The organism is Catellatospora bangladeshensis, from assembly GCF_016862575.1.
In the GTDB taxonomy this organism is placed as follows: Bacteria; Actinomycetota; Actinomycetes; order Mycobacteriales; family Micromonosporaceae; genus Catellatospora; species Catellatospora bangladeshensis.
In genome coordinates, this window is record NZ_BONF01000044.1 from 83,851 (window position 1) to 107,612 (window position 23,762).

The window sequence follows — 23,762 nt, forward strand, 5'->3', positions numbered from 1 at the left end:
CGCCCCAAGATCACGTCGATCTTGCGCGAAGTGTTGCCCTTTTGCCCGTTTGGAGTGTGTCGTCGGCACAGTACACGCAAGATCGACGCGGGAGAGGGGGGTCAGGGGTGGGGGAGGATTTGGAGGGTTTGGGTGCCTTCGCGGAGGGCGCGGCCGACGGTGCAGTGGTTTTCGTGGACTCGGTGGGCTACGGCTTCGAAGACCTCGCGGGCCTTGTCGTCGCCGGGGGGTAGTTCGATCTCGTAGGTGGCGGTGATGGGGCCTAGTTTGGTGGGGGCGACCTTTTCCGCGTCCACCTGGACGGCGAGTTTGAGGAGGCGGTGGCCGCGTTTGGCGGTCAGGGGCTCGATGGTGACGATCTCGCAGCCGCCGAGTGCCACCAGGAGCAGCTCGACGGGGGAGAAGACACCCTCCTGATCGGAGCTGCCCACGGCGACCGAGGCGCCCCGCTCGTTGGTCGCCAGGAAGCCGTCCTCGGTGCGCTCGACCCGTACCTTTGCCATGATCGCAATGCTACCGGCGCGGGCGGGTCCGTGTTCAGGGGTAGATCTTCCGGCCCTCGGCGAGCATGGCGACGAACTGCGCGATGCGGCGGGCGCGGGTCTCGGGGCGCTTGGCATCGTGGATGCGGTGCAGGATGGTGAACCGGTTGGTGCGGTTCAGTTCGGCGAAGGAGCGCGCCGCGGCGGGGTCGGCGGCGATCGCCTCGGCCAGGTCGGCGGGGACCTCGGCGGTGCGCGGGCTGTCGTATGCCGCGTCCCAGCGCCCGTCGGCTTTGGCGCGCTCGATCTCGGCGAGTCCGGCGGGGCGCATGCGGCCCTGCTCGATCAGTGCCGCGACCTTCTCCCGGTTGACCTTCGACCAGCGGCTGCGTGCCCGGCGCGGGGTGAACTTCTGCACCCAGTGGGTGTCGTCGAGCGCTGCCTTCTGCCCGTCGATCCAGCCGTGGCACAGCGCCACGTCCAGCGCCTGGGGGTAGTCGAGGGCGACCACGCCGGGGCGCTTCCTGGCCAGTTTGAGCCAGACGCCGGGGCTGGCGGCGGGCTGCGCGGCGAGCCACTGCTCGAAGTCCTCGGCCGAAGCGAAGGACAGGGTGGGGAGGTCGGCGGCCATCCCGGAAGTCAAGCACGAGGGTCCGACAGGAGCCCGCCACCGGAGGTGGGGAGTTAAGAAGGTGCCCTTCCTATACGCATAGCGTTAAGAAGGTGCCCTTCCTTCGGGGATGTGTGAGAAGAAGGGGGCTCGGGTATAGCGACCCCATGCTCAGCGAGATCAGTGCAGAGCTCCTGGAGACGATGAAACGCGCCGCCAGCGTGCTACGCCGCGCCGAGGTCCCGTTCGCCCTGGCGGGCGGTTTCGCCGTGTACGCGCGCGGTGGCACCTCCAGTGAGCATGACGTGGACTTCATGATCCGCGAAGAGGACGTGGAGCGGACGCTCGAGGCGATGGCGCAGGAGGGCTTCCGCACCGAGCGCCCGCCCGAGGACTGGCTCGTCAAGGTGTACGACGAGGACCGGCTCGTCGATCTGATCTTCCGCCCGGTGCAGCGCCAGGTCACCGAGGAGGTGCTGGCGGAGAGTTCGATCGTGCCGGTCGGCGCGCTGCACATCCCCGTGCTGTCGGCGACCATGCTGATGGAGCACAAGCTGCTGGCGTTCTCCCAGCACCACTGCGACTTCGCGCGGGCGCTGCCGGTGGCCCGTTCGCTGCGCGAGCAGATCGACTGGGACCAGGTGCGCCACGACACCGAGCACTCGGTGTACGCCAAGGCCTGCCTCTACCTGCTGAGCCTCCTGGAGATCATCCCGCGGGAGTACGCGCCGCAGCCGGGCGAGCAGGCGGTGAAGCCGAAGAGGGAGCAGGCGGGAGTGCCTGCCGGAGCGAACGGGACGGGTGCGTGGTGAGCGAGGCCAGGATCTCCGACGAGTACGCCGACGCCGCGGTCCACCGCATGCTGACCGAGGACGGCTCGATCTGCGAGCAGGGCATCGAGGTCATCCGACGGGACAGCCTGATCGTGCTGCGCGGGCAGGTGGAGAGCGCCGCCCGGCGGGACGCGATCGCCGCGCGGGTGGCCGCCGAGTTCCCCGACCGGCACGTGCAGAACGACATCGTGGTGACCACGGTCGCGGTGCCGCCCGAGCCGGAGGTGATCTCGTGATACGCGTGGCCGCGGTCGGCGACGTGCACATGGACGTGGACGTCCTCGGCCGCTACCGGCCCTCCCTGGAGCAGCTCGGCGGCACCGCCGACGTGCTGCTGCTGGCGGGCGACCTGACCCGCCACGGCACCGTGGACGAGGCCCAGTGCGTGGCCCGGGAGTTCGGTGACCTGCCCGTGCCGGTGATCGCCGTGCTCGGCAACCACGACCACCACAGCGACCAGCCGCGTGAGGTGACCAAGGTGCTCGCCTCGGCGGGCATCACCGTGCTGGAGGGCGACGGCATCACCATCAGCTGCCGCGACGCGAAGCTCGGCGTGGCCGGGGTGAAGGGCTTCGGCGGCGGCTTCGCCGGGCGCTGCGCCAGCATGTTCGGCGAGCCCGAGATCAAGGACTTCGTGCGTACGACCGAGCGCAGCGCGAACCGGCTCCAGGCGGCCCTGCTGTCGCTGGACTGCGACGTGCTGGTGGCGATGACGCACTACGCCCCCGTGCCGGACACCCTCTGCGGCGAGCCGCTGGAGATCTACCCGTTCCTCGGGTCGTACCTGCTGGGCCATGCCATCGACGCGGCGCCGACCGCGCTCGCCGTGCACGGGCACGCGCACGCGGGCGTGGAGCGCGGCATCACCCCGGGCGGGGTGCGGGTGCGCAACGTCGCCCACCCCGTGATCCGCCAGGCGTACAGCGTTTACCAGCTCGAACTGCCGTCCGCGAGCCGAATGCCCGTTTCCCAGGGGGCAGGCCGGGGTATCGACTCGCTGTCGAACGATGTCTGACGTCAGGAGGCGAGATGTTCACCCGTAGCCGTGACAACCTGGCGACCACGACCTGGCACGAGTTCATGAAGGGGCTCGGCAACACCAGGGAGGTGGCCGCCGAGCGCGCCAAGGAGCGGGCGGGCCTGGTCCGCGACGCGCTGTCCGACACCGGGGTCGAGGCCCGGCGCCGTTCCTCGCTGGCACTGGACATGCTGGCGGGCAAGCCGGCACCGATCCGGTGGGGCTGGGTGGTGGCGGCGGCCGGGATCGGCGCGCTGGCCGGTTTCGCCGTGGCGGAGCTGCTGCGCGGGCATCCGGTGGACGAGGCTGTCGCCTCGCTGCGCCGGCAGCTCGGGCACACCCGGGAGAAGGTGGAGGAGAGCGTCGGCTGACACGCCGACCTGCCGAAACCGAGGCGGGTGCGGGGCGGTCGGTGCTACTTTGCACTGGCCCCCCGCACCCGCCTTCTTCATGCGTAAACGGGGGCCGTCATGAAGACCGAGTACCGGATCTTTCTCGGGGTCGCCGCGTTCCTGTTCGTCATGGCGATCGTGTACTGGTTCTGGTCCGGGGCGGCGCTGTCGCGCTACGACTGGATCGGCACCACCACGCTGACCCTCAGCGGCCTGCTCTGCCTGATGTGCGGCGGCTACTTCTGGTTCGTGTCACGCCGCCTGGAGCCGCGCCCGGAGGACCGCCGCGACGCCGAGATCGCCGAGGGCGCGGGGGAGATCGGCTTCTTCAGCCCCGGCAGCTACTGGCCGTTCGCCATCGCCGTGGCGGCCACCCTGGCCTCGCTGGGGCTGGTGTTCTGGATGTGGTGGCTGATCGCGCTCGGCGTGCTCGGGGCGATCGTGACGGCCGCGGCGATGCTGTTCGAGTACTACACCGGCACCCGCCGTACCGCCGAACACTGACGCCGGAGGCCGTTTCCGCGCGACAATCGAAGGGTCGGGGGATCCCCGCGCTGGTGGGCGCGCGGGCATAGCTAGGACGGTCTGCCATGGGTTTCGATGCGAAGCTGCACAACATGGGCCAGCGCGTGGCCGGCAAGGCCGAGGAGATGGCCGGGAGGGTCACCCACAACCAGCGCTGGGAGCAGGAGGGCCGGGCGCGGGTCACCGCCGCGCACGAGGAGGAGGCCCGGGAGAAGGCCAAGGACGTGGCCAAGGCGCAGGAGGCGGCCGGGCACATCAGCCGCGACGAGCGGCTCCGGCTGGAGCGCCGCGACGAGGTATAGCAATCAACGTGCAGTGATGTCTGAGGGGGTGTCCGCCGACACCTTTGAACATCCTCGTAACCGGCCGGACAAACCGCAGCCTTAACGTGGTCTCAGACGTTGTATCAAGGTCAAAGGCCGGCACGGCCGCGGCAAGGGAGCCGCGCGGCCCGGTGTGGCCACGCTCCACGACGACGCGAGGATGGCCATGGAGGACGGGCGGCTCAGCGCTCTGGACATGTCGTTCCTGTGTATGGAGAACGCCGCGTCGCCCATGCACCTGGGCGCCGTAGCGGTCTTCCACCCCGACGAGCGGGTGCGGCCCGAGGACGTCGTCACGCTGCTGGCGCAGCGGGCGCGGCGGGTGCCCCGGATGCGGTGCAAGGTGAACACCACCGCGCTGGGCGGCGCCGCCTGGGTCGAGGACCCGGTGTTCAACCCGCGCAACCACATCCTGCACCACCGCCTGGAGGCGGGCGGGCGCGACGACCTGGCCGCGCTGGTCTCCGAGGTGATGACCGCGCCGCTGGACCGCAACCGCCCGCTGTGGCAGCTACACGTGGTCAGCGGCCTCGACGGCGGCCGCTACGCGCTGGTCGCCAAGATGCACCACGCGATGTGCGACGGCCAGGGCGCCATCGGCCTGGGCCTCGGCCTGCTCGACGGCGGTGAGGCGTTCCTGTCCGAGGCCGCCGGGCCGGTGGAGCCGGAGTCGCCGCTCGCGTCGCTGGCCCGCCAGGGCGCCGAGCTGCTCGCCCGGCCCGAGCACGCGGTCGGCGCGGTGCTCGACCGTGCGGGCACGGCGCTCGGCATCGCCTCGGCCGTGCTCGGCCGGATGCGCGCGCCGCAGCCGTCGCCGCTGCTCACCGCCCCGTCCGGCACCCGCCGGGCGGCGTTCGCCAGCCTCGATCTGCGCGAGCTGCAGCGCATCCGCCGCAAGCGCGGCGGCACCCTCAACGACCTGCTGCTGGCTGTCGTCGCCGGCGCCATGCGGAGCTGGCTGACCGCCCACGGGCAGCCGCTGGACGTGCTGCGCGCGCTGATCCCGGCCAGCCAGCGTCCCCGCTCGGCGGGCAGCGAGGACGGCAACCAGCTCTCGGCGTACCTGTGCGATCTGCCGCTCGGCGAGCCGGATCCGGTGCGCCGGCTGGCGCTCATCCACGAGGCCATGGACGCCAACAAGACGGCCGGCCCGCGCCGCGGCGCCGGGGCGCTGCCGGTGCTGGCCGGGCTGATCCCGCCCGCGCTGCACCGGTTCGCCGCGCCGCTGGCCGCGTACGCCGCGCCGCTGCTGTTCGACATCGTGGTGACCAGCGTGCCGCTGCCGCCGGTGCCGCTGCACCTGGGCGGCGGCCGGCTGGCCGAGCTGTACCCGATCGCGCCGCTGGCCAGCGGGCACGCGCTGGCGATCGGGCTGTCGCGTTATCGCGACGCGGTCCACATCGGCCTGTACGCCGACGGTGCCGCGCTGCCCGACATGGAGAAGCTCACCGAGGCCCTGCCCGCCGCGCTCGCCGAACTCGACGTCTGACGGCCGGGCGGGGGTTCACAGGTCGGTCGACGGCTCGACCGGGATGTCGTGCTTGGCCAGCGCGGGGGGCTTGCCGCGGCCGACGGCTGGCCAGGCGTAGAACTCGCCGCGCAGGTAGAACAGGTCCAGCTGTCTGCCGACGGTCGGATCGTCGCCGATGTCGATGTTCACCGAGTACACCTCGTGCGGCTGGTCGTCCATCACGATGGCGAGGCGCTTGTCGCCGTCGTAGTCGACGACCGTGCACTGGTGGCCGTTGTACACGAATCGCCGGTTGATCAGACGGTCGGACGGCATCCGGTCCTCCGTTCTCCGCAGGTTGATGTTCATACGGCCACGTCAGGGTAAGCCGAAACGGCAGCGATGCCAACAGGCTCCGCGAACCGGGCGCGATCCTGACGACTCGCGCGCAACACGCATCCCACCATGCCGAGAGTGAGCGCGGCCACCGGGGCGACTCATTCGACGTCACCGCGCGTGTCGCAGCTTCGCGTGATCGCTGATAACACCACTGACCGCCATCATCCTGTGGAAAAGTGATGTTCATGCCATTCGGCACCGCCAACCGCCCGGAGTCGCCATGAGGTACGCCTTCCCGCCGAACGCCACCGACGTGGTGAAACTGCTGGCCAGGATCGGGTTCGGCGTCGTCTTCACGGCGCACGGCTGCCAGAAGCTGTTCGTCGACGGCATGGCCGCCACCACCGCGGGCTTCAAGCAGATGGGCCTGCCGCTGCCCGGCGTCGCGGCGTGGGCCGCCGCGCTCATCGAGTTCCTCGGCGGCATGCTGCTCGTCGTCGGCCTGTTCACGCCCATCGCGGGCACGCTGCTGTTCCTGGACATGCTCGGGGCGTACCTGTTCGTCCACATCGGCAAGGGCCTGTTCATCCAGCAGGGCGGGGCCGAGCTGGTCATCGCGCTCGGGCTGGGCGCGCTGCTGATCGCCGCCGTCGGCGCCGGCCGCTACAGCCTCGATCACTGGCTGTTCACCCGCAGCGCCCGCGAGCCGCACCACCACCGCGGCCCCGACCACATTCCGTGACCGCCCCGGGCTGGTAGCTTGCGGGGGTGACGGCGAGCGGCGGGGCGGTGGAGATCTACACCGACGGGGCCTGTTCCGGCAATCCGGGGCCCGGCGGGTGGGGCGCGGTGCTGCGCTACGGCGAGCACGTGCGCGAGATCTGCGGCGGGGATCCGGGGCCTACCACCAACAACCGGATGGAGCTGACCGCCGCCATCGAGGCGCTGGAGACGCTCAAGCGGCCGGTCAAGGTGCACCTGCACACCGACAGCACCTACATGCGGGACGGCATCACGAAGTGGATGCACGGCTGGAAGCGCAACGGGTGGCTGACGTCGGAGCGCAAGCCGGTGAAGAACGCCGACCTGTGGCAGCGACTGTCGGCCGCCTGCGCCCGCCACGAGGTCGACTGGCGGTGGGTACGCGGGCACGCCGGCGACGCCGGCAACGAGCGTGCCGACGCGCTGGCGAATCAGGGCATGGCGCAGGCCCGCAACCGGGTCAGCTGACCAGGCTCGCGTAGCCGGGGTAGTTGACCACGAACCCGTCCTTGTCGACGGTCAGGTCGGCGGTGAAGCTGCCCGAGGAGTAGCGGATCGTGTCCTCGTCGATCACGGTGTACGTCTGCTCCACCGGGATGACCTGCAACGACGGCACCCGTACCCAGGCGATCGGGACGGTGTGCGTGGTGCCGGGCGCGGCGCCCAGCAGGCCCAGCCGCCGGATCGGCAGCGTGTTGGTCAGCGCGGTCGCCTCCAGGTCCACGTCGAGCACCCCGGACAGCCGGCCCGGGTCCACGATGCCGGGCAGCTGCACCGAGCCGAACTTGCCCTGCTCGCTGGTGGTCACCCGCCAGGAGCTGCCGGACCGCTCCAGCCGCACCTCGCGCTGCCAGCCGGCGCCCTCGGACTCGACGGTCAGGGTGTCGGTGGCGAAGCCGTCCGAGGTCTTCAGGGTGTAGCGGCAGGCGTGTGCGACGGGCTCCGCGGCGACCACCTGGCCGCGCGCGACGAGGAGGTCCTCACGCAGGTCGACGAGGGAGAGGTCGGTGCCGACCTCGACCATCCGGTCCCACAGCAGGGCGCGCGGCAAGGGCAACGGGTTCATGTCCTGAGGTTAGGCACACGGGGGCCGTTCCGGGGCGGAATCGCCCGAGGGCCGCCGGGGGCGTAAACGGGTACAGGAGCATCGGGTGATCTCGGTAGGCTGCGGCCGTGGAGACGGGAGCTGGGGAGACGCCGATGAGCTGGGCGCCGGGGGACCGGATCGAGGTGCGGCTGCGCAAGGAGGACCGCGAGAAGATCAGCTACCTCGCGGACGTGGTCGCCGACGACGGCGACCACCTCGTGGTCCGGGCGCCGTGGGCGGGCACGACGGCCCGGGACTTCGGCTTCGTACGCTTCGAGCAGGGCGACGTCTTCACCGAGCACTACTGGCGCGACCGGTGGTACTCGGTCAAGGAGGTACGCGACGCGGCCGGGGCGCTGAAAGGCTGGTACTGCGACGTGGCGCGGCCGGCGGTGGCCCGGGAGGGTGCGCTGGAGGTGGCGGACCTGGACCTCGACCTGTGGGTGCCCGCCGACGGCGGCACGCCGCTGCGCCTGGACGAGGACGAGTTCCTCGACAGCGGCCTGACCGAGCGCGACCCGGCGGCGGCGGCGCGGGCCCGCGAGGCGCTGGACGAGCTGGAACGCCTGGCCGCGGACCGGTTCGCCGCGATCGGCTGACCCGGCCGGGTGAAGCCGCGGAAAATCTCGGTACGGGGTGGAACCGAAACGCCACCGGGGCGGTCACAGTGGACATGAAGGCAAGAACTCTCGTGCTTCGGGCGGCTCTCGCGTCGCTCGTGCTGGTGGCCGCGGGCTGCGCGCGTCCGATCGACGCCGCGGACGGCGAAGGTGGTCCGATGACATTGCCCGGTGGCGACACGGTGGCGCTGCGCATCGACCACGCCGGCGGCTTCGTCCCCCCGGCTTTCAACCTCACCCGGTTGCCGGACGTCAGCGTCTACGCCGACGGGCGGGTGATCACCCAGGGCCCGGTGACCATGATCTACCCGCCGGCGGCCCTGCCCAACCTCCAGGTGCAGCGCATCTCCACCGGCGACGTGCAGAAGCTGGTGCAGCTCGCGGTCGCGGCCGGGGTCGGCAAGCAGGGCGTCGACTACGGCACCCCGCAGGTCGCCGACCTGCCCAACGCCCGCTTCATGGTGACCACCGCCGACGGCGTGCAGCGCACCGAGGTGTACGCGCTGATGGACAACCTGGAGCCGGCGGCGGGCCTGACCCCGGCCCAGATCGACGCGCGTAAGAAGCTGCTCGACCTGATGAAGGCCGTCACCGACCTGCCGACGACACTGGGCGCCAAGGCGGTCAGCGCGTCCGAGCCGTACAAGCCGGTCAAGGTCGCGGCCATCGCCACCCCGTGGCAGGCGCCGGGCGACGGCACCTCGGCCGGGCCCGAGATCGCCTGGCCGGGTCCGGCGCTGCCGGGCGCGTCGCAGGGCGAGGGCCTGAACCTCGGCTGTGTCGTGGCCGAGGGCAAGGACGCCGACGCGGTGATGAGCGCGGCCGCCAAGGCGACCTCGCTGACCCCGTGGACGTCCGGGGGCAAGAGCTGGACGGTCAGCATCCGCCCGCTGCTGCCCGACGAGACCGGCTGCGAGTCGCTCGGCAAGTGACCCGGGCCGCGTGCGCCCGGCCAGACGAAGCTCCGTCCATGCTGCCTCCCCGGCTGGACGGAGCTTCGACTGTGTGACGGGTCAGACGGCACCGGCCCGGTGCCTGCGGCGGTGGTAGAGCAGCGCCCCCGCGGTGATCACCAGCGGCCACACCAGGTACCACCCCGTGGCGGCGAGCAGGCCGACCACCGCGACCAGCGCGACCATGGCGTGCCGCCGGGCGGCCGTGCCCTTGGGCAGCAGGCGCAGCGCGGCGGCGGTGCCCAGCCCGTACACCGCGACGAACATGCCGGTGGTGAGCAGCACCAGGGGCTCCGCGCCGGTGCCGGTGACGGCCACCGCGACCATCGCCAGGGTGGCCAGGCCCGACGTCACGGCGAGGCTGCGCCGCGGCACGTCGCCCGCGCTCGCGCCGCGGGCCAGCCAGCCCGGCAGGGCGCCGTCCCGGCCCAGCGCCGCGCCGAGCTTGGCCGCGCTGCTGTAGTAGGCGTTCATGGTGCCGAAGGTCATCAGCACCGCCGCCGCCGCGGCCAGCGCGCTCGCCGGTCCGCCGAGGCCGATCTCCAGCAGCCGGGCCAGCGGCGCGCCGGAGGTGGCCTGCGGCCCGAGCACCAGGATGCCCGCGGCGGCGACGGACAGGTAGAGCACGCCCACCACGACCACCGCGATGGTTGCGGCCCGCGGCAGGTCACGCTCGGGGCGGCGGAAGTCGGCGGCCAGGTGGGTGATCGCCTCCCAGCCGGCGAAGCTCCAGACCAGCAGCGCGGCGGCCGGTGCGATGGCGAGCCAGCCGTGCGGCGCGAACGGGCGCAGGTTGGCGGTGTCCCCGTGCGGCGCGGCGCTGAGCACGGCCGCCAGCAGCAGCGTGACCAGCACCACGGCCAGGACCAGCTGGACCCGGCCGGAGACGGTGACGCCGAAGGTGTTGACGGCGGTCACCGCCACCATGAGCGCGGCGGCGGTGAGCAGCACCGTGCGCTGCCCGCCGCCGACCGCGGCTTCGACGTACGCCCCCGCGAACAGGCCCGCCGCCGGTGCCCCGGCCGGGACGGCGAAGTAGAAGCACCAGCCGATCGCCGCCGCCGCACGGGGACCGAAGGCCAGCCGCACGTACGTGGACACGCCGCCCGCGTCAGGGTGCCGGGCGCCGAGCGCCGCGAAGGTCATCGCCAGTGGCACGGACAGCAGCACCAGGCCCAGCCAGGCGATCAGCGAGGCGGGACCGGCGGCCTGCGCGGCCAGCGCGGGCAGCGCGATGACGCCGGTGCCGAGCACCGCGCCGACGTAGAGCGCCGCGCCCTGGGCCGTGGTGAGGCCCCGGGCGCCCGTGGCGAGGGTGGCCGGGCTGGTCGCCTGCGGCCTGGTGATCGTCTCGGTCATGGGTCTACCTTGCGTTGCGGCTGGGCGGCGGAACAGTGGCAGGAATGCCGTGCTGCGATAGGATCCTGCCATGAAGCGGCATGTGGTCGCACTGGCCCTCACCGACGACATCCCGGTGTTCGAGCTGGCCGTGCCCTGCGAGGTGTTCGGCATCGACCGGTCCGATCTGGTGGATCCCTGGTACGAGCTGCGCCTGTGCGCCGCCGAGCCGGGCCCGCTGTCGGTGCGCTCCGGCCTGACCGTGCAGCCGCCGTACGGGCTGGAGGGCCTGGCCGACGCCGACACCGTGCTCGTCCCGGCCTGCAGCCGGATGACCCAGTGCGGGCCGCCGGACGCGCTGGTCGACGCCGTGCGGGCGGCGCACGCCCGCGGCGCCCGTATCGCGTCCATCTGCAGCGGGGCGTACGTGCTGGCCGCCTCCGGGCTGCTGGACGGCCGCCGCGCCACCACGCACTGGATGAACATGGTCGACTTCGCACACCGCTACCCGGAGGTGAAAGTGGACCGGGAGGTGCTCTACGTCGACGAGGGCGACGTGCTCACCTCGGCCGGCACCGGCTCCGCCATCGACCTGTGCCTGCACCTGGTGCGCTGCGACTTCGGCGCGGCGGTCGCCAACGAGGTCGCCCGGCGGATGGTCGTGCCGCCGCACCGCGAGGGCGGGCAGAGCCAGTTCGCCCAGCCCCTCGCCCGCGGCGACCACCGCGCCGACGACATCGCGCCGGTGCTGGACTGGGCCCGGGAGCGGCTCGGCCAGCCGCTGACGGTCGCGCAGCTGGCCGCCCAGGCGCACCTGAGCCCGCGCACCTTCGCCCGGCGCTTCCGGGACGGCCTCGGGGTCAGCCCGCTGCAGTGGATCCTGGAGCAGCGCATCCGCCTGGCCCAGGAGCTGCTGGAGACCACCGACGAGCCGATCGAGCGCATCGCCTGGCGCACCGGCTTCGGCACCGCCGTCAACATGCGCCAGCACTTCCGCCGCTTCACCTCCATCTCCCCGCACACCTACCGCCAGACCTTCCGCCGCCCGGTCCCTTGATCGTCCGACTTGCCAGGCACCTGTGGGTATGCGAGCGCAAGATACGCCCACCTGCCTGGCAAGTCGGACGATCATGACGTGGGGGACCACTCCTCACGGAGGAGTTCGTACTCGACGTCGCCGTGCTCGCCGCCCTCGATCTGGTCGGGCCAGTCGAGGAAGAACGTGCGCAGGAAGCGCAGGCCGGTCTTCTCCATCACGCGCCGCGAGCCGGTGTTGACGGTCATCGTGTTCGCGGTTACCCGGCGCATGCCCAGCTCGGCGAAGCCCTTGTCGACCAGCGCGCGGGCGCCCTCGGTGGCATACCCCCGCCCCCACGCGGACCGGCGCAGGCGGTAGCCCAGCTCGGCGGTGCCCGGCTCGGCGGGGTCGGCGGTCAGCGCGAACCAGCCGAGGAACGCGCCGCCCGCCTTCTCGACCGCCGCCCAGCGCCCGTAGCCGGGGAACTGCTCATACTGCGCGATGAACCTCGGCAGCAGCTCGTCCCGGATCTCCTCGCGCGGAGTGGGCCGCCCGCCGTTGATGAAACGGGTGACCTCCGGATCGGCGTCGAGCTCGTAGAGCGCGTCGAGATCGTCGGCGGTGAACCGGCGCAGGATCAGCCGCTCCGTCTCCAGGTAGTGCTGCACCGGCGCATCCTCGCACCTCGGTGCACCGGTGGCGAGCGAGTTGGATGGAGAGCGGCGGGCGTCCCGTGGGAAAGACGCCCGCCGCTCGGCCGGTGGTGAGGGGTCAGGTCAGCCGAGGCCGTTCTTCATGGCCGTGATCAGCTCGCCGCCGGTGGTGTCGCCGGTCAGCTCCCAGAAGAAGGCGCCGCCGAGACCCTGCGTGTTGGAGTACGACATCTTGCCGCCGATGGTGCTCGGGGTGTCGTAGCTCCACCAGTTGCTGCCGCACTTGGCGTACGCGGTGCCCGCGATGGTGCCGGTGCTCGGGCAGCTGTTCTTGAGGACCTTGTAGTCCTCGATGCCCGCCTCGTACGTGCCCGGTGCCGCCCCGGTGGCCGTGCCGCCCGGCGTGGCCTGGGTGACCCCGGTCCAGCCGCGGCCGTAGAAGCCGATGCCGAGCAGCAGCTTCGACGCCGGGACACCCTTGCCCTTGAGCTTCTGGATGGCGGCGTCGGAGTTGAACCCGGCGGTGGGGATGCCGGTGTACGACGTCAGCGGCGAGTGCGGCGCCGTCGGGCCCTGCGCGTTGAAGGCGCCGAAGTAGTCGTACGTCATCACGTTGTACCAGTTGAGGTGCTGCGCGGCGGCGTTGTAGTCGGTGGCGTCGATCTTGCCGCCGCTGCTGCCGTCGGCCGTGATCGCCGCGGTGACCAGGTAGCTGCTGCCGAACCGGGTGCGCAGCGCCTGCATCAGGTTCCGGAAGGCGAGCGGGCCGCTGCTGTCGCAGGACAGGCCGCAGGCGTTCGGGTACTCCCAGTCGATGTCGATGCCGTCGAACACGTCGGCCCAGCGGGGGTCCTCGACCAGGTTGTAGCAGGAGTTCGCGAACGCGGTCGGGTTGGCCGCGGCCTGGCCGAAGCCGCCGGACCAGGTCCAGCCGCCGAACGACCACAGGATCTTGATGTTCGGGTACGCCCGCTTGAGCTTGCGCAGCTGGTTGAAGCTGCCGCGCAGCGCCCCGGCGTCCCAGGTGTCGGCGACGCCGTCGACGCTCTCGGCCGCGGTGTACGCGCGGTCGTAGTCGGCGTACGCGTCACCGATCACGCACTGGCCGTTGGTGACGTTGCCGAACGCGTAGTTGATGTGCGTCAGCTTCGCCGCCGAGCCGCTGGTCACGATGTTCTTCACGTGGTACGCCCGCTGGTAGACGCCCCAGTTGACGAAGTAGCCGAGCAGCTTCTTGCCACCGGGCGGCGGCGGGGGCTGCGAGCTGGGCGGCGGCGGGGGCGGGCTGCTCGACGCCGACGGCGACGGCCGGGGCGAGCTGGGCGCCACGGTCGGCGTGGGCGGGTTGCTCGGCGGGGTGCCGGGCCCGTCCAGCGCGAAGTCGTCCGCCTGGTACGCGGGCTGGCCGTACCAGCCGTGCACGTTGACGGTCAGCGAGGTCTGGCTCGCGCCGGTGGTGAGGTTGAGGCTGAGCTTGACCCAGCCGCCGGAGGCGGACGGGTTCCAGGTCTCGGTGCCTCCGGTGTAGCCGAGGTACACGTAACCGCCGCCGCCGCGCACCCAGGCGCTGAGCACGTACGCCGTGTTCGGTGTGACGCTGACGGTCTGGCTGCACTGGGCGTGGTTCGAGCCGTTGGGCGAGCCCTGCAGCGCCCGGGTGCCGGCGTGGACCGGCGTGGTGACGACGCTGCCGAGCCCGCTGCTGCAGCTCCACGGGGAGAGGCTGCCGCTTTCCAGGCCCGGGTTGGCGATCAGGTTGGCCGCCGAGGCGGACGTCGAAATGGCCAGGGAGACGCCCATCGCGACGACGGTGGCGGCCGAAGCCGCCAGTATCCGGGTGCGAAGGCTTTGAGCTGGGCGTTGCATGAGATACCACCTACCTTGGGGGATGAGCAGGCTGCGTCATGTAATCGCCAACATAAATTAAAGAAACCTATCAGTAAAGACACCTTTCAATGATTAACTTCGGCATGCAGTCGCTGAAGGCCGCGTGGCAGGGTGTATGGCATGAATGAGCGCGTCGCACAGCTCGCCCGCCTGATGGAGCGCGGCCATGTCGCCGTGCTCAGCGGCGCGGGTCTGTCCACCGAATCGGGCATCCCCGACTACCGGGGCCCGGACGGCGTGCAGCGGCGCACCGCCCCGATGACGTACCAGGCCTTCACCCGCGAACCCGCCGCCCGGGTGCGCTACTGGGCGCGCAGCCACCTCGGCTGGCGCACCATCGCCCGTGCCTCACCGAACGCGGGGCACGCCGCCGTCGCCGCGCTGCAGCGCCAGGGCCTGCTCGGCGGCATCATCACCCAGAACGTCGACGGCCTGCACCAGGCCGCGGGCGCCACCGGCGTGGTCGAGCTGCACGGCAGCCTGGACCGGGTGGTCTGCCTGGACTGCGGCTCGGTCACCGGCCGGCAGGAGCTGCACCGCCGACTGCACTCGGCAAACCCGGACTTCACGGCCCGGATCACCGCCGTGCACCCGGACGGCGACGTCGAGTTCGGCGACGACGAGCTGGCCGGGTTCGCCACCGTCGACTGCTCAGGCTGCCAGGTCGGCATGCTCAAGCCAGACGTGGTCTTCTTCGGCGAGACCGTGCCCGCCCCGCGCGTGCAGGAGTGCTTCGACCTGGTCGAGCGCTCGCAGCTGCTGCTGGTGCTGGGCTCGTCGCTGACCGTCATGTCCGGCCGCCGCTTCGTCATCCGCGCGGTCAAGCTCGGCATCCCCGTGGCGATCGTCAACCGCGGCGTCACCCGCTCCGACGACCAGGCCACCCTCACCCTCGACGCCCCCCTCGGCCAGGTCCTCCCCGACCTCGTCCACCGCCTCGGCGGCCACCGCCTCACCGAATCCCTCGCCTGACACCCCGCCCGGCCCCGCCCCGCCCCGCCAAGATCGTCCGACTTGCCTGGCAAACGGGCGTATCTTGAGCGCGCTTTCGCCCACTTGCCGGGCAAGTCGGATGATCAAGCGGCCGGGCCGGGCCGGCGGACGGGGCGGGGCCGGGCGGGGCGGGGTGGGTTAGGCGGGGAGGTAGCGGTCGAGGAAGGCGTTGCGGAAGCGGCCGTCGGGGTCGAGGCGGGTGGCGAGGTCGGTGAAGTGGGGCAGGCGGGGGTACTGGGCGCGTACCGCGGCCGGGTCGACGCCGAAGAGCTTGCCCCAGTGCGGGCGGGCGCCCAGCGGGACCAGGCGGTCCTCCACCGCGGCGACCACCGGTGCGACCGCCGCGTCGTCGGCGATCCAGGTGAAGTGGAACGCGATGCTGTCGCGGCCGTAGGCGGGGCTCAGCCACAGCCGGTCGGCGGCGATGCTGCGGATCTCGGAGACCAGCAGCACCGGCGCGATCCGCGCGGCGATCCCGTCGAGCGCGGCGAACGCCTCCAGCGCCCGCTCGCGCGGCACGAAGTACTCCGACTGCAGCTCGTCGCCCGCGCTGGGGGTGAAGTCGAGCCGGAAGTGGGGCAGCCGCTCGTGCCACGGCCCCGGCTCGCCCAGCTGCTCGGTGCAGTTCACCGGCGACATGGTGACGATCGGGTGGCGCGGGCCGTCCGCGGGGCGCGCCCCGAACAGCTCCGCGGGCGGCGCGGGCTCGTCGGCGTGCTGCTTGACCCAGACCTGCTCGACGTCCGGCCCGCGCCAGCGGGTGAACAGGCTGACGCTGTACGCCGCACCGAACACCTCCTCGAAGTGCTCCTCCAGCGACGCGCGCGGCAGGTCCTCGTAGACGCGCTGGCGTATGTCGAAGGTGGGCACCAGGTCCAGGGTCAGCGCGGTGACCACGCCGAGCGCGCCCAGCGACACCACGCTGCCGGGCAGCACGTCGCCGCCGATGGTGGTCAGCTCGCCGTCGGCGGTGACCAGCTCGATGCCGGACACGGCCGTGGCCAGGTTGCCGTTGCGGTCACCGGATCCGTGGGTCCCGGTGGCGACCGCGCCCGCGATGGAGATGTGCGGCAGCGAGCCGAGGTTGGGCAGCGCGAAACCGTGCTTGTGCAGGTGCGGGGCCAGCTCGCCGTAGCGGGTGCCGGCGGAGACGCGTACGGTCGCGCGGGCGCTGTCCAGGTCCATGACGCGTGGCAGGCGGGTGGTGGCGACCAGGTCGTACGGGGTGTCCGCGATGCGGTTGAAGGAGTGCCCGGTGCCCAGGGCCCGCACCCGGCGCGCGCCCGCGACGGCGGCGCGCAGCTCGTCCACCGTGGTGGGACGGTGCAGCCGCGCCGCGCCGAACACGACGTTGCCGGCCCAGTTGGTCACCTCAGTCGACATGAGGGAGAGCCTAAAGGTCGTTTCTGCGAGCCTCGACGACTTCGGTCAGAGTTACGGAAGCGTTATTGCCCCTAGGCCATTCGGTGCTGTGAGAAAGCGCGGAAAAGGGGGGATAGGCGCATTCCGGCGGGTGTCGTACCGCGCGGAATGGCGGCCGAATAGGGCTCGCACAGGGGCGGTGACGTCGGCGGAGGGGGCCGGCGTCACCGCCCGGCCGGCACCATCCTGCGTGGACGGTGTCAGACCGCGACGCCCCCGCTCCTGATCACGTCGCGGTACCACAGCGCGCTGTCCTTGAGGGTGCGGCGCTGGGTGTCGTAGTCCACCCGGATCAGGCCGAACCGCTTGCCGTAGCCCAGCGCCCACTCGAAGTTGTCCAGCAGCGACCACACGAAGTAGCCGCGCAGATCGGCCCCGGCGCGCATGGCCTCGTGCGCGGCGGCCATATGGTCGCGCAGGTAGGCGATCCGGTCGCCGTCGCGGACCCGGCCGTCGGCGTCGACGGCATCGTCGTAGGCCGCGCCGTTCTCGGTGACGTAGAGCGGCAGCTCGGGGTAGGTCGCGTGCAGGCGCAGCAGCACCTCGCGCAGGCCGGTCGGGTCCACGGTCCAGCCCATCTCGGTGCGCGGTCCGGGCGTCTGGTGGAACGCGACGCCCTGGCTCGCCGGGTACGGCGAGGGCTCCTCGACCGGGCTCGGGGCGGCGCTGACCAGGTCGGGCGCGTAGTAGTTGACGCCCAGCGCGTCGAGCGGCGCGGCGATGACGGCCAGGTCGCCGTCGCGCACGTGCGACCAGTCGCAGACCGGTGCGGTGTCGGCCATGACGTCGGCCGGGTAGGCGCCCGTCATGATCGGGTCGAGGAAGATCCGGTTGAGCAGGCCGTCGATGCGCCGGGCGGCGTCGCGGTCGGCGGGGGAGTCCGTCAGCGGGCGCACCGCGCCCTGGTTGAGCGCGATCGACACCTGCGCGGAGGGGACCGCCGCGCGCAGCGCCTGCGCCGCGAGGCCGTGCGCGAGCAGCAGGTGGTGCGTGGCGAGCAGGCCGTCGCCGGGGCTGGTCCGGCCGGGGGCGTGCACGCCGAGGCCGTACCCGAGGAATGCGGTGCACCAGGGCTCGTTGAGGGTGCACCACAGTTTGACCCGGTCGCCGAGCCGGTCGGCGACGGCGGCCGCGTAGTCGGCGAAGCGCAGCGCGGTGTCGCGGGCGGTCCAGCCCCCGCGGTCCTCCAGCTCCTGCGGCAGGTCCCAGTGGTAGAGCGTGGCCGCGGGCTTGATGCCCGCCCCGAGCAGCTCGTCCACCAGCCGGTCGTAGAAGGCGAGGCCGGCCGGGTTCGCCCCGGAGCGCCCGCCGGGCTGCACGCGCGGCCAGGACACCGAGAAGCGGTACGCCGAGAGCCCGATCTCCCGCATCAGCGCGACGTCGTCGCGGTAGCGGTGGTAGTGGTCGGCGGCGACGGCGCCGGTCTGCCCGTCGACGACCCGGCCGGGCTCGGCGCAGAACGTGTCCCAGATGGACGGAGTGCGGCCGTCCTCCGCCACGGCGCCCTCGATCTGGTACGCGGCGGTCGCCGCACCCCACCAGAAGTCGGGGGGAAATCGCAGCTCCCCGGTCTGTGCTGCGGTCGGTGCCTCGGTCTGGGCAGGCATGGGCTCCCCTTCGGTGAGCGCGGCGCGGGCTACAACGTCCCTGGCAAAGCGGGACGGCGTCCGGGAAACGGAATGGAGAGCGCTCTCCGAACGAGTCTCAGGCTCCCCGGCGTACCCCTGCGATGTCAAGACCCACCCACCACCGACGGCGCGACGCGCGGACGAACCAGTCTCATGCGGACAGTTCGGCATCGCCGAGAGTCGCTGTCTTGACAGCGCGGAAACTACGGCGTAACACTCGGAGAGCGCTCTCCATATGTCGATCCCGGCCCCCCGGCCGGACTCCCCCGTGACAACAGGCAGGAGCCCCATGACCCCCGTCAGACACCGCCCGGGCGTGCGGCACATCGCCCGCCGCTGGCGGATAGCGATACCCGTCGCGGTCACCACCGCGATCTCCGCGCTCGCGCTGGTGGTCCCGTTCACCACCGCCAGCGCCGCCGACACCCTGATCTCGCAGGGCAAGCCCGTCACCGCCTCCTCGGTCCAGGGTGCCGACCTGGCCGCGGCGTACGCGGTCGACGGCAACTCCGGCACCCGCTGGGGCAGCCAGTGGAGCGACCCGCAGTGGATCCGCGTCGACCTCGGCGCGACCGCCTCCATCAGCCAGGTCGTGCTGGAGTGGGAGGGCGCCTACGGCCGCTCCTTCCAGATCCAGACCTCCAACGACGACGCCAACTGGACGCCGGTCTACACGACCACCACCGGCACCGGCGGCACGCAGACCCTCGCCGTCACCGGCAGCGGCCGCTACGTGCGGATGCACGGCACGGTGCGCAGCAGCGGCTACGGCTACTCGCTGTTCGAGTTCAAGGTCTACGGCTCGTTCGGCCCGACCCCGAGCCCGAGCACCAACCCCGGCAGCTGCGGCACCACGAACGTGGCGCAGGGCAAGACCGCGACGGCCTCGTCGGTCGAGAACGGCGGCACGCCCGCCTCCGCCGCGGTCGACGGCAACGCCGGCACCCGCTGGTCCAGCGCGGCCAGCGACCCGCAGTGGCTCCAGATCGACCTCGGCAGCACGCAGAGCATCTGCAAGGTCGTGCTGCAGTGGGAGGGCGCGTACGCCACCGCGTTCCAGGTGCAGACCTCGGCCACCGGCACCGGCGGCTGGACGGATCTCTACGGCACCACGACCGGCACCGGCGGCACGCAGACGCTGACCGTCGGCGGCAGCGGCCGCTACCTGCGCGTGTACGGCACCGCCCGCGCCACGGGCTGGGGCTACTCGCTGTGGGAGGTGCAGGTCTTCGTGGGCGGCACCCCGCCGTCGCCGAGCACCTCGCCGAGCACCTCGCCCAGCCCGTCCGGCCCCTGGACCACGGTGTGGGAGGACAACTTCGACGGCGCGGCGAACACCTCGCCGAGCGCCGCGAACTGGCTGCTGCGCACGGGTACGCAGTACCCCGGCGGCGCGGCGAACTTCGGCACCGGTGAGATCGAGACCGCGAGCGCGTCGACCGCCAACGTCTACCTGACCGGCGACGGCAAGCTCAACATCAAGGCGATCCGGGACGGCGCCGGCAACTGGACCTCCGGCAAGCTGGAGACCCAGCGCACCGACTTCGCCCCGCAGCCCGGCCAGCTCACCCGCTTCTCGGCGGTCATCCAGCAGCCCAACGTGGCCAACGGCCTGGGCTACTGGCCCGCGTTCCGGTCCACCGGCGCGGCGTACCGCGGCAACTACAACAACTGGCCGGGTGTCGGCGAGACCGACATCATGAGCGGCGTCAACGGCCGCAGCCAGCTCTCGCAGACGCTGCACTGCGGCACGGCGCCCGACGGGCCGTGCGGCGAGTACAACGGGCGCACCTCGGGCCTGGCCAGCTGCACCGGCTGCCAGACCGGGTTCCACGAGTACGCGCAGGTCATCGACCGCACCAAGACCGACGAGGAGATCCGCTTCTACCTCGACGGCGTGCAGACCTGGGTGGTGCGGGAGAGCCAGGTCGGCGTGGCCGCGTGGCAGGCCGCCGTGCACCACGGCTTCTACCTGCGGCTCGACCTCGCGATCGGCGGCCTCTACGCCAACGCGATCGCCGGGGAGACGGTGCCGACGCCGGAGACCACCTCCGGCGGCGTCATGGCCGTGGACCGGGTCACCGTGTCCCGGCAGACCGGCACCACGCCCACCGCGATGACCGACCCGGCGGTCCCGGCCGGGCCGAGCGTCGTGCGGGTCACCGGCAGCCAAGGCAACTGGCAGCTCCAGGTCAACGGCGCGCCGTACCTGGTGAAGGGCCTGACCTACGGCCCGCCGCAGGGCGCGGCCGACGGCTACATGCGCGACCTGAAGAACATGGGCGTCAACACCATCCGCACCTGGGGCGTGGACGACACGCAGACCCCGGTGCTGCTGGACACCGCCGCCCGGCACGGCATCAAGGTGATCGTCGGGCACTGGCTCAACCAGGGCGCCGACTACGTCAACGACACCGCGTACAAGAACAGCGTCAAGGCCGAGATCGTGGCCCGGGTCAACACGCTCAAGAACCGCCAGGGCGTGCTGATGTGGGACGTCGGCAACGAGGTGCTGCTGACGATGCAGGACTTCGGCCTGCCGGCCGCCGAGGTCGAGGCGCGGCGCAACGCGTACGCCGCGTTCGTCAACGAGGTCGCGGTGGCGATCCACGCCGCCGACCCGAACCACCCGGTGACCTCGACCGACGCCTGGGTCGGCGCGTGGCCGTACTACAAGAACCACTCGCCCGCGCTGGACATCTACGGCATCAACTCCTACGGCGCGGTCGGCGGCCTCAAGCAGGCGTGGATCGACGGCGGCTACACCAAGCCGTACGTGCTCACCGAAGGTGGCCCCGACGGCGAGTGGGAGGTCCCCAACGACGCCAACGGCGTGCCCACCGAGCCCACGGATCTCGCCAAGCGCGCGCAGTACACGGCGAGCTGGAACGCGATCCTCAGCCACCCCGGCGTGGCGCTCGGCGCGACCGAGTTCCACTACGGCCTGGAGAACGACTTCGGCGGCGTCTGGCTGAACACGCTGACCGGCGGCTGGCGCCGGCACGGCTGGCACGCGCTCAAGCAGGCGTACTCCGGCACGGCCTCGGCCAACACCCCGCCGGAGATCATCAGCATGGTGATCGGCAGCCCCGGCGCGATCCAGGCCGGCAAGACGTTCACGCTGTACGTCGGCGCGAGCGACCCGCAGGGCGACCTGATCCGCTACAACCTGATGCTCAGCAACAAGCACATCAACGGCAACCGCGGCTTCGACAACGTCCGGTTCACCCAGAACGGCAACGAGTTCCAGGTGACCGCGCCGCAGCAGCTGGGCGTCTGGAAGATCTACGTGTACGCCTTCGACGGTCACGGCAACGTGGGCATCGAGCAGAAGTCGATCCGGGTAATCCCGCCGACGGTCGCGGGTACGAACATCGCCCAGGGCCGCCCGGCCACCGCCTCGACGTACCAGCCGACCGGCACCAACGGGCCGCAGCTGCCGTCGTACGCGGTCGACGCGAACTACGACACCCGCTGGGCGAGCGAGTGGGTCGCCACCGCCTGGCTGCAGGTGGACCTGGGTTCGGTGCGCACGTTCAACAACGTGCTGCTGGGCTGGGAGGCGGCTTACGCCAAGTCCTACCAGGTGCAGGTCTCCAACGACGGCACCAACTGGAGCACGGTCTACTCGACCACCGCCGGCAACGGCGGGTTCGACATCATCCCGGTCACCGCGACCGGCCGCTATGTCCGTATGAACGGCCTGGACCGGGCCACCACGTACGGCTACTCACTGTGGGAGTTCGGGGTCTACGCCAACTGATCCCCGAACGTCTCGCCGGGTGCGGCGGGTGGAGCCGCCGAGCCGCCCGCCGCACCACTCCGGCCTCCCCTGCGTGATCACTCGACTTGCCAGGCACCTGGGCGTATCTTGAAGCGCCATTCGCCCATGTGCCAGGCAAGTCGAGTGATCATGTCCGCACGGCGGCGCGAGTGCCAGCGCGCGTCGGAAGTTCGCGCTGGTGGAGGGCGGAGAGCGCTCTCCCTTTGTGCTATAAAGACGCTCATGACCAGTGACCAGACGCCGGCGCAGCGGTTGCCGACGCTCGAGGACGTCGCGCAGGTGGCCGGGGTCTCCCGGGCCACCGTCTCGCGGGTGATCAACAACATCCGCAACGTCGACCCCCAGCTCCACAAGATCGTCTGGGACGCGGTCAGCACGACGGGATACGTGCCCAACCGGGCCGCCCGCTCGCTGGTCACCGGCCGCACCGGCAGCATCGCCCTGGTCGTCTCCGAGGCCGAGAACCGGGCCGCCGACGACCCGTTCCTGGGCCGCTTCTTCTCCGACCCGTTCTTCGGGCGGGTGGTCGGCGGCGTGCTCAGCGTGCTGCGCCCGTCCGGCGTGCACCTCGCGCTGACCCTGGCCGGTGACGAGGACGCCTGCGCCAAGGTCGTGGCGGACGTACGCCAGGGGCAGGTCGACGGCGTCGTGGTGCTCTCGCTGCACCCGCACGACACGCTGCCGCGCCTGCTCGCCGACGCCGCCGTGCCCGCCGTGCTGTACGGCCGCCCCGCCGCGCCGATGCCGATCAGCTACGTCGACGTCGCCACCTACACCGGCGCCAAGCTGGCCGCCGACCACCTGGCGGCCCGGGGCTGCCAGCACGTGGCGACCATCTCCGGCTCGGTGGACATGCCCGCCGGCGCCGACCGGCTGCACGGCTTCCGCGAGGCCATGGCCAAGCAGGGCGTGGCGTACGTGCCCAGCTACGACGGCGGCTTCACCCACGAGGGCGGCGAGCGCGCCATGGAACGCCTGCTCGCCGAGCACCCGGAGACCGACGGCGTCTTCGTCGCCAGCGACGTGATGGCCCAGGGCGCCCTGGCCGTGCTACGCGATCATGGGAAATCCGTTCCGGACGATGTCGCCGTGGTCGGCTTCGACGACAGCAGCGCCGCCCTGGCCAGCCGACCCCAGCTCACCACGGTCCGCCAGCCCGTCGAGGACATGGCCGCCGAGATGGCCCGCCTCCTCCTGGCCCGCATCGACCAGCGCGCCAACCGCACCACCAGCGTCATCTTCGACCCCGAACTCATCCTCCGCGCCTCCGCCTGACGGCCCCCGGGCCCGTCGTTTCCCGTTGATCATGAACTTATGGCACGGCTCGGCGGCGTGTCATGGCCACAACTTCATGATCGACAACGCTGCGGCGGGGCCGGTGAGGGCCGGGTGAGCAGGCAGGATGCGTGTACTGGTAACAGTGCGGCAACCGGGGCTTGACAGGACGGGGGTGCCGGACGATGCTCTCGCATGGGAGAGCGCTCTCCGATGATGTTCCGCCGTACGTCCCTCACTGAACACCACCATCCCTTCCTGGTTGGAGGAAAGAATGCGTCCAGCACACAACGGGTCGCGCCTGCGCCGCCGTGCGGTCATGGCCGCCGCGCCGCTGCTCGCCGCCGCGCTGGTCCTGACGACTGCTGCC

The 23,762-nt window shown here is 71.7% G+C and carries 24 protein-coding genes; 15 read left to right on the forward strand and 9 right to left on the reverse strand.

Translation table 11 applies throughout. The features are described 5' to 3' along the window. Positions 1–101 precede the first annotated feature (101 nt). Together Cba03nite_RS32580 and Cba03nite_RS32585 are read right to left on the reverse strand one after the other, a co-directional pair. Positions 102–503 carry an OsmC family protein gene (locus Cba03nite_RS32580; RefSeq protein WP_203754667.1) on the reverse strand — a complete coding sequence of 134 codons (402 nt, stop codon included), beginning with the start codon at positions 501–503 and terminating at the stop codon, positions 102–104. Between the two features lie 34 nt (positions 504–537). Further along, positions 538–1,113: a YdeI/OmpD-associated family protein gene (locus tag Cba03nite_RS32585; RefSeq protein WP_203754669.1), complete on the reverse strand. Its 576-nt coding sequence runs from the start codon at positions 1,111–1,113 to the stop codon at positions 538–540. Positions 1,114–1,259: 146 nt separating this feature from the next. Between Cba03nite_RS32585 and Cba03nite_RS32590 the strand changes: the two genes are divergently transcribed. The 7 genes from Cba03nite_RS32590 (at position 1,260) to Cba03nite_RS32620 (ending at position 5,672) form a co-directional block, all read left to right on the forward strand. Further along, positions 1,260–1,904, forward strand: coding sequence for a nucleotidyltransferase family protein (locus Cba03nite_RS32590; protein WP_203754671.1), 645 nt, complete (start codon positions 1,260–1,262; stop codon positions 1,902–1,904). Beyond that, complete coding sequence (locus tag Cba03nite_RS32595; protein WP_346113434.1) at positions 1,901–2,161, forward strand: hypothetical protein; 261 nt, start codon at positions 1,901–1,903, stop codon at positions 2,159–2,161. Before Cba03nite_RS32590 ends, Cba03nite_RS32595 begins: the two co-directional genes overlap by 4 nt. Further along, positions 2,158–2,940 (forward strand): metallophosphoesterase family protein, encoded by a 783-nt coding sequence (locus Cba03nite_RS32600; RefSeq protein WP_203754675.1) that lies wholly within the window; start codon positions 2,158–2,160, stop codon positions 2,938–2,940. The genes Cba03nite_RS32595 and Cba03nite_RS32600 overlap by 4 nt, the downstream gene beginning before the upstream one ends. Positions 2,941–2,954: 14 nt before the next feature. After that, positions 2,955–3,314: a hypothetical protein gene (locus tag Cba03nite_RS32605; protein ID WP_203754677.1), complete on the forward strand. Its 360-nt coding sequence runs from the start codon at positions 2,955–2,957 to the stop codon at positions 3,312–3,314. Between the two features lie 99 nt (positions 3,315–3,413). Continuing rightward, on the forward strand, positions 3,414–3,839 hold the full coding sequence (locus Cba03nite_RS32610) for a cytochrome c oxidase subunit 4 (RefSeq protein WP_203754679.1): 426 nt from the start codon (positions 3,414–3,416) through the stop codon (positions 3,837–3,839). An 86-nt stretch (positions 3,840–3,925) separates the two neighbouring features. Continuing rightward, positions 3,926–4,162 carry a CsbD family protein gene (locus tag Cba03nite_RS32615; RefSeq protein ID WP_203754681.1) on the forward strand — a complete coding sequence of 79 codons (237 nt, stop codon included), beginning with the start codon at positions 3,926–3,928 and terminating at the stop codon, positions 4,160–4,162. A gap of 154 nt (positions 4,163–4,316) precedes the next feature. Then, complete coding sequence (locus Cba03nite_RS32620) at positions 4,317–5,672, forward strand: wax ester/triacylglycerol synthase family O-acyltransferase (RefSeq protein WP_203754684.1); 1,356 nt, start codon at positions 4,317–4,319, stop codon at positions 5,670–5,672. Positions 5,673–5,687: 15 nt separating this feature from the next. Here Cba03nite_RS32620 and Cba03nite_RS32625 read toward each other — a convergent pair whose 3' ends face one another. Beyond that, positions 5,688–5,969, reverse strand: a complete 282-nt coding sequence (locus Cba03nite_RS32625; RefSeq protein WP_203754686.1) for a hypothetical protein — start codon at positions 5,967–5,969, stop codon at positions 5,688–5,690. A gap of 283 nt (positions 5,970–6,252) precedes the next feature. Between Cba03nite_RS32625 and Cba03nite_RS32630 the strand changes: the two genes are divergently transcribed. Both Cba03nite_RS32630 and rnhA read left to right on the forward strand, forming a co-directional pair. Next, positions 6,253–6,714 (forward strand): DoxX family protein, encoded by a 462-nt coding sequence (locus tag Cba03nite_RS32630; RefSeq protein WP_203754688.1) that lies wholly within the window; start codon positions 6,253–6,255, stop codon positions 6,712–6,714. A gap of 26 nt (positions 6,715–6,740) precedes the next feature. Beyond that, positions 6,741–7,202 (forward strand): ribonuclease HI, encoded by a 462-nt coding sequence (rnhA, locus tag Cba03nite_RS32635; RefSeq protein ID WP_203754690.1) that lies wholly within the window; start codon positions 6,741–6,743, stop codon positions 7,200–7,202. Here the strand turns inward: rnhA and Cba03nite_RS32640 are convergent. Next, positions 7,195–7,800 carry a putative glycolipid-binding domain-containing protein gene (locus Cba03nite_RS32640; RefSeq protein ID WP_239126180.1) on the reverse strand — a complete coding sequence of 202 codons (606 nt, stop codon included), beginning with the start codon at positions 7,798–7,800 and terminating at the stop codon, positions 7,195–7,197. The genes rnhA and Cba03nite_RS32640 overlap by 8 nt on opposite strands. 107 nt (positions 7,801–7,907) lie before the next feature. On the opposite strand from Cba03nite_RS32640, the gene Cba03nite_RS32645 reads away from it, so the two are divergent. Next, the gene (locus tag Cba03nite_RS32645) at positions 7,908–8,420 is read left to right on the forward strand and encodes a ribonuclease FAU-1 family protein (RefSeq protein ID WP_239126181.1); all 513 of its coding nucleotides are present in this window, start codon (positions 7,908–7,910) and stop codon (positions 8,418–8,420) included. A 179-nt stretch (positions 8,421–8,599) separates the two neighbouring features. Next, the gene (locus Cba03nite_RS32650) at positions 8,600–9,373 is read left to right on the forward strand and encodes a hypothetical protein (RefSeq protein ID WP_239126182.1); all 774 of its coding nucleotides are present in this window, start codon (positions 8,600–8,602) and stop codon (positions 9,371–9,373) included. Between the two features lie 81 nt (positions 9,374–9,454). Here the strand turns inward: Cba03nite_RS32650 and Cba03nite_RS32655 are convergent, their stop codons facing one another. Beyond that, positions 9,455–10,753 (reverse strand): APC family permease, encoded by a 1,299-nt coding sequence (locus Cba03nite_RS32655; RefSeq protein WP_203754694.1) that lies wholly within the window; start codon positions 10,751–10,753, stop codon positions 9,455–9,457. A gap of 70 nt (positions 10,754–10,823) precedes the next feature. Here Cba03nite_RS32655 and Cba03nite_RS32660 point away from each other — a divergent pair, with 70 nt between their 5' ends. After that, positions 10,824–11,789 carry a GlxA family transcriptional regulator gene (locus Cba03nite_RS32660; protein WP_203754697.1) on the forward strand — a complete coding sequence of 322 codons (966 nt, stop codon included), beginning with the start codon at positions 10,824–10,826 and terminating at the stop codon, positions 11,787–11,789. A 71-nt stretch (positions 11,790–11,860) separates the two neighbouring features. Here the strand turns inward: Cba03nite_RS32660 and Cba03nite_RS32665 are convergent, their stop codons facing one another. Further along, positions 11,861–12,418 carry a GNAT family N-acetyltransferase gene (locus tag Cba03nite_RS32665; protein ID WP_203754700.1) on the reverse strand — a complete coding sequence of 186 codons (558 nt, stop codon included), beginning with the start codon at positions 12,416–12,418 and terminating at the stop codon, positions 11,861–11,863. 108 nt (positions 12,419–12,526) lie between these two features. Further along, positions 12,527–14,203 carry a glycosyl hydrolase family 18 protein gene (locus Cba03nite_RS32670; protein ID WP_203754703.1) on the reverse strand — a complete coding sequence of 559 codons (1,677 nt, stop codon included), beginning with the start codon at positions 14,201–14,203 and terminating at the stop codon, positions 12,527–12,529. 207 nt (positions 14,204–14,410) lie between these two features. On the opposite strand from Cba03nite_RS32670, the gene Cba03nite_RS32675 reads away from it, so the two are divergent. Beyond that, entirely contained in the window at positions 14,411–15,262 is an 852-nt protein-coding gene (locus Cba03nite_RS32675; protein WP_346113427.1) for an NAD-dependent protein deacetylase, read from the forward strand. A 159-nt stretch (positions 15,263–15,421) separates the two neighbouring features. Here the strand turns inward: Cba03nite_RS32675 and Cba03nite_RS32680 are convergent, their stop codons facing one another. Beyond that, complete coding sequence (locus Cba03nite_RS32680) at positions 15,422–16,666, reverse strand: FAD-binding protein (RefSeq protein WP_203754709.1); 1,245 nt, start codon at positions 16,664–16,666, stop codon at positions 15,422–15,424. Positions 16,667–16,905: 239 nt separating this feature from the next. Continuing rightward, positions 16,906–18,312 (reverse strand): GH1 family beta-glucosidase, encoded by a 1,407-nt coding sequence (locus Cba03nite_RS32685; RefSeq protein ID WP_203754712.1) that lies wholly within the window; start codon positions 18,310–18,312, stop codon positions 16,906–16,908. A 310-nt stretch (positions 18,313–18,622) separates the two neighbouring features. On the opposite strand from Cba03nite_RS32685, the gene Cba03nite_RS32690 reads away from it, so the two are divergent. Together Cba03nite_RS32690 and Cba03nite_RS32695 are read left to right on the forward strand one after the other, a co-directional pair. Continuing rightward, on the forward strand, positions 18,623–22,096 hold the full coding sequence (locus tag Cba03nite_RS32690) for a discoidin domain-containing protein (protein ID WP_203754715.1): 3,474 nt from the start codon (positions 18,623–18,625) through the stop codon (positions 22,094–22,096). A 243-nt stretch (positions 22,097–22,339) separates the two neighbouring features. Then, positions 22,340–23,392, forward strand: coding sequence for a LacI family DNA-binding transcriptional regulator (locus tag Cba03nite_RS32695; RefSeq protein WP_203754718.1), 1,053 nt, complete (start codon positions 22,340–22,342; stop codon positions 23,390–23,392). Positions 23,393–23,762 lie beyond the last annotated feature (370 nt).

What these genes read in the sequence shown, in the direction of transcription:
- Cba03nite_RS32580 (WP_203754667.1), bottom strand. Translation starts at nt 503, where the DNA reads ATGGCAAAGGTACGGGTCGAGCGCACCGAGGACGGCTTCCTGGCGACC.
- Cba03nite_RS32585 (WP_203754669.1), bottom strand. Translation starts at nt 1,113, where the DNA reads ATGGCCGCCGACCTCCCCACCCTGTCCTTCGCTTCGGCCGAGGACTTC.
- Cba03nite_RS32590 (WP_203754671.1), top strand. Translation starts at nt 1,260, where the DNA reads ATGCTCAGCGAGATCAGTGCAGAGCTCCTGGAGACGATGAAACGCGCC.
- Cba03nite_RS32605 (WP_203754677.1), top strand. Translation starts at nt 2,955, where the DNA reads ATGTTCACCCGTAGCCGTGACAACCTGGCGACCACGACCTGGCACGAG.
- Cba03nite_RS32610 (WP_203754679.1), top strand. Translation starts at nt 3,414, where the DNA reads ATGAAGACCGAGTACCGGATCTTTCTCGGGGTCGCCGCGTTCCTGTTC.
- Cba03nite_RS32615 (WP_203754681.1), top strand. Translation starts at nt 3,926, where the DNA reads ATGGGTTTCGATGCGAAGCTGCACAACATGGGCCAGCGCGTGGCCGGC.
- Cba03nite_RS32625 (WP_203754686.1), bottom strand. Translation starts at nt 5,969, where the DNA reads ATGCCGTCCGACCGTCTGATCAACCGGCGATTCGTGTACAACGGCCAC.
- Cba03nite_RS32630 (WP_203754688.1), top strand. Translation starts at nt 6,253, where the DNA reads ATGAGGTACGCCTTCCCGCCGAACGCCACCGACGTGGTGAAACTGCTG.
- Cba03nite_RS32640 (WP_239126180.1), bottom strand. Translation starts at nt 7,800, where the DNA reads ATGAACCCGTTGCCCTTGCCGCGCGCCCTGCTGTGGGACCGGATGGTC.
- Cba03nite_RS32650 (WP_239126182.1), top strand. Translation starts at nt 8,600, where the DNA reads ATGACATTGCCCGGTGGCGACACGGTGGCGCTGCGCATCGACCACGCC.
- Cba03nite_RS32655 (WP_203754694.1), bottom strand. Translation starts at nt 10,753, where the DNA reads ATGACCGAGACGATCACCAGGCCGCAGGCGACCAGCCCGGCCACCCTC.
- Cba03nite_RS32660 (WP_203754697.1), top strand. Translation starts at nt 10,824, where the DNA reads ATGAAGCGGCATGTGGTCGCACTGGCCCTCACCGACGACATCCCGGTG.
- Cba03nite_RS32670 (WP_203754703.1), bottom strand. Translation starts at nt 14,203, where the DNA reads ATGGGCGTCTCCCTGGCCATTTCGACGTCCGCCTCGGCGGCCAACCTG.
- Cba03nite_RS32675 (WP_346113427.1), top strand. Translation starts at nt 14,411, where the DNA reads ATGAATGAGCGCGTCGCACAGCTCGCCCGCCTGATGGAGCGCGGCCAT.
- Cba03nite_RS32680 (WP_203754709.1), bottom strand. Translation starts at nt 16,666, where the DNA reads ATGTCGACTGAGGTGACCAACTGGGCCGGCAACGTCGTGTTCGGCGCG.
- Cba03nite_RS32685 (WP_203754712.1), bottom strand. Translation starts at nt 18,312, where the DNA reads ATGCCTGCCCAGACCGAGGCACCGACCGCAGCACAGACCGGGGAGCTG.
- Cba03nite_RS32690 (WP_203754715.1), top strand. Translation starts at nt 18,623, where the DNA reads ATGACCCCCGTCAGACACCGCCCGGGCGTGCGGCACATCGCCCGCCGC.
- Cba03nite_RS32695 (WP_203754718.1), top strand. Translation starts at nt 22,340, where the DNA reads ATGACCAGTGACCAGACGCCGGCGCAGCGGTTGCCGACGCTCGAGGAC.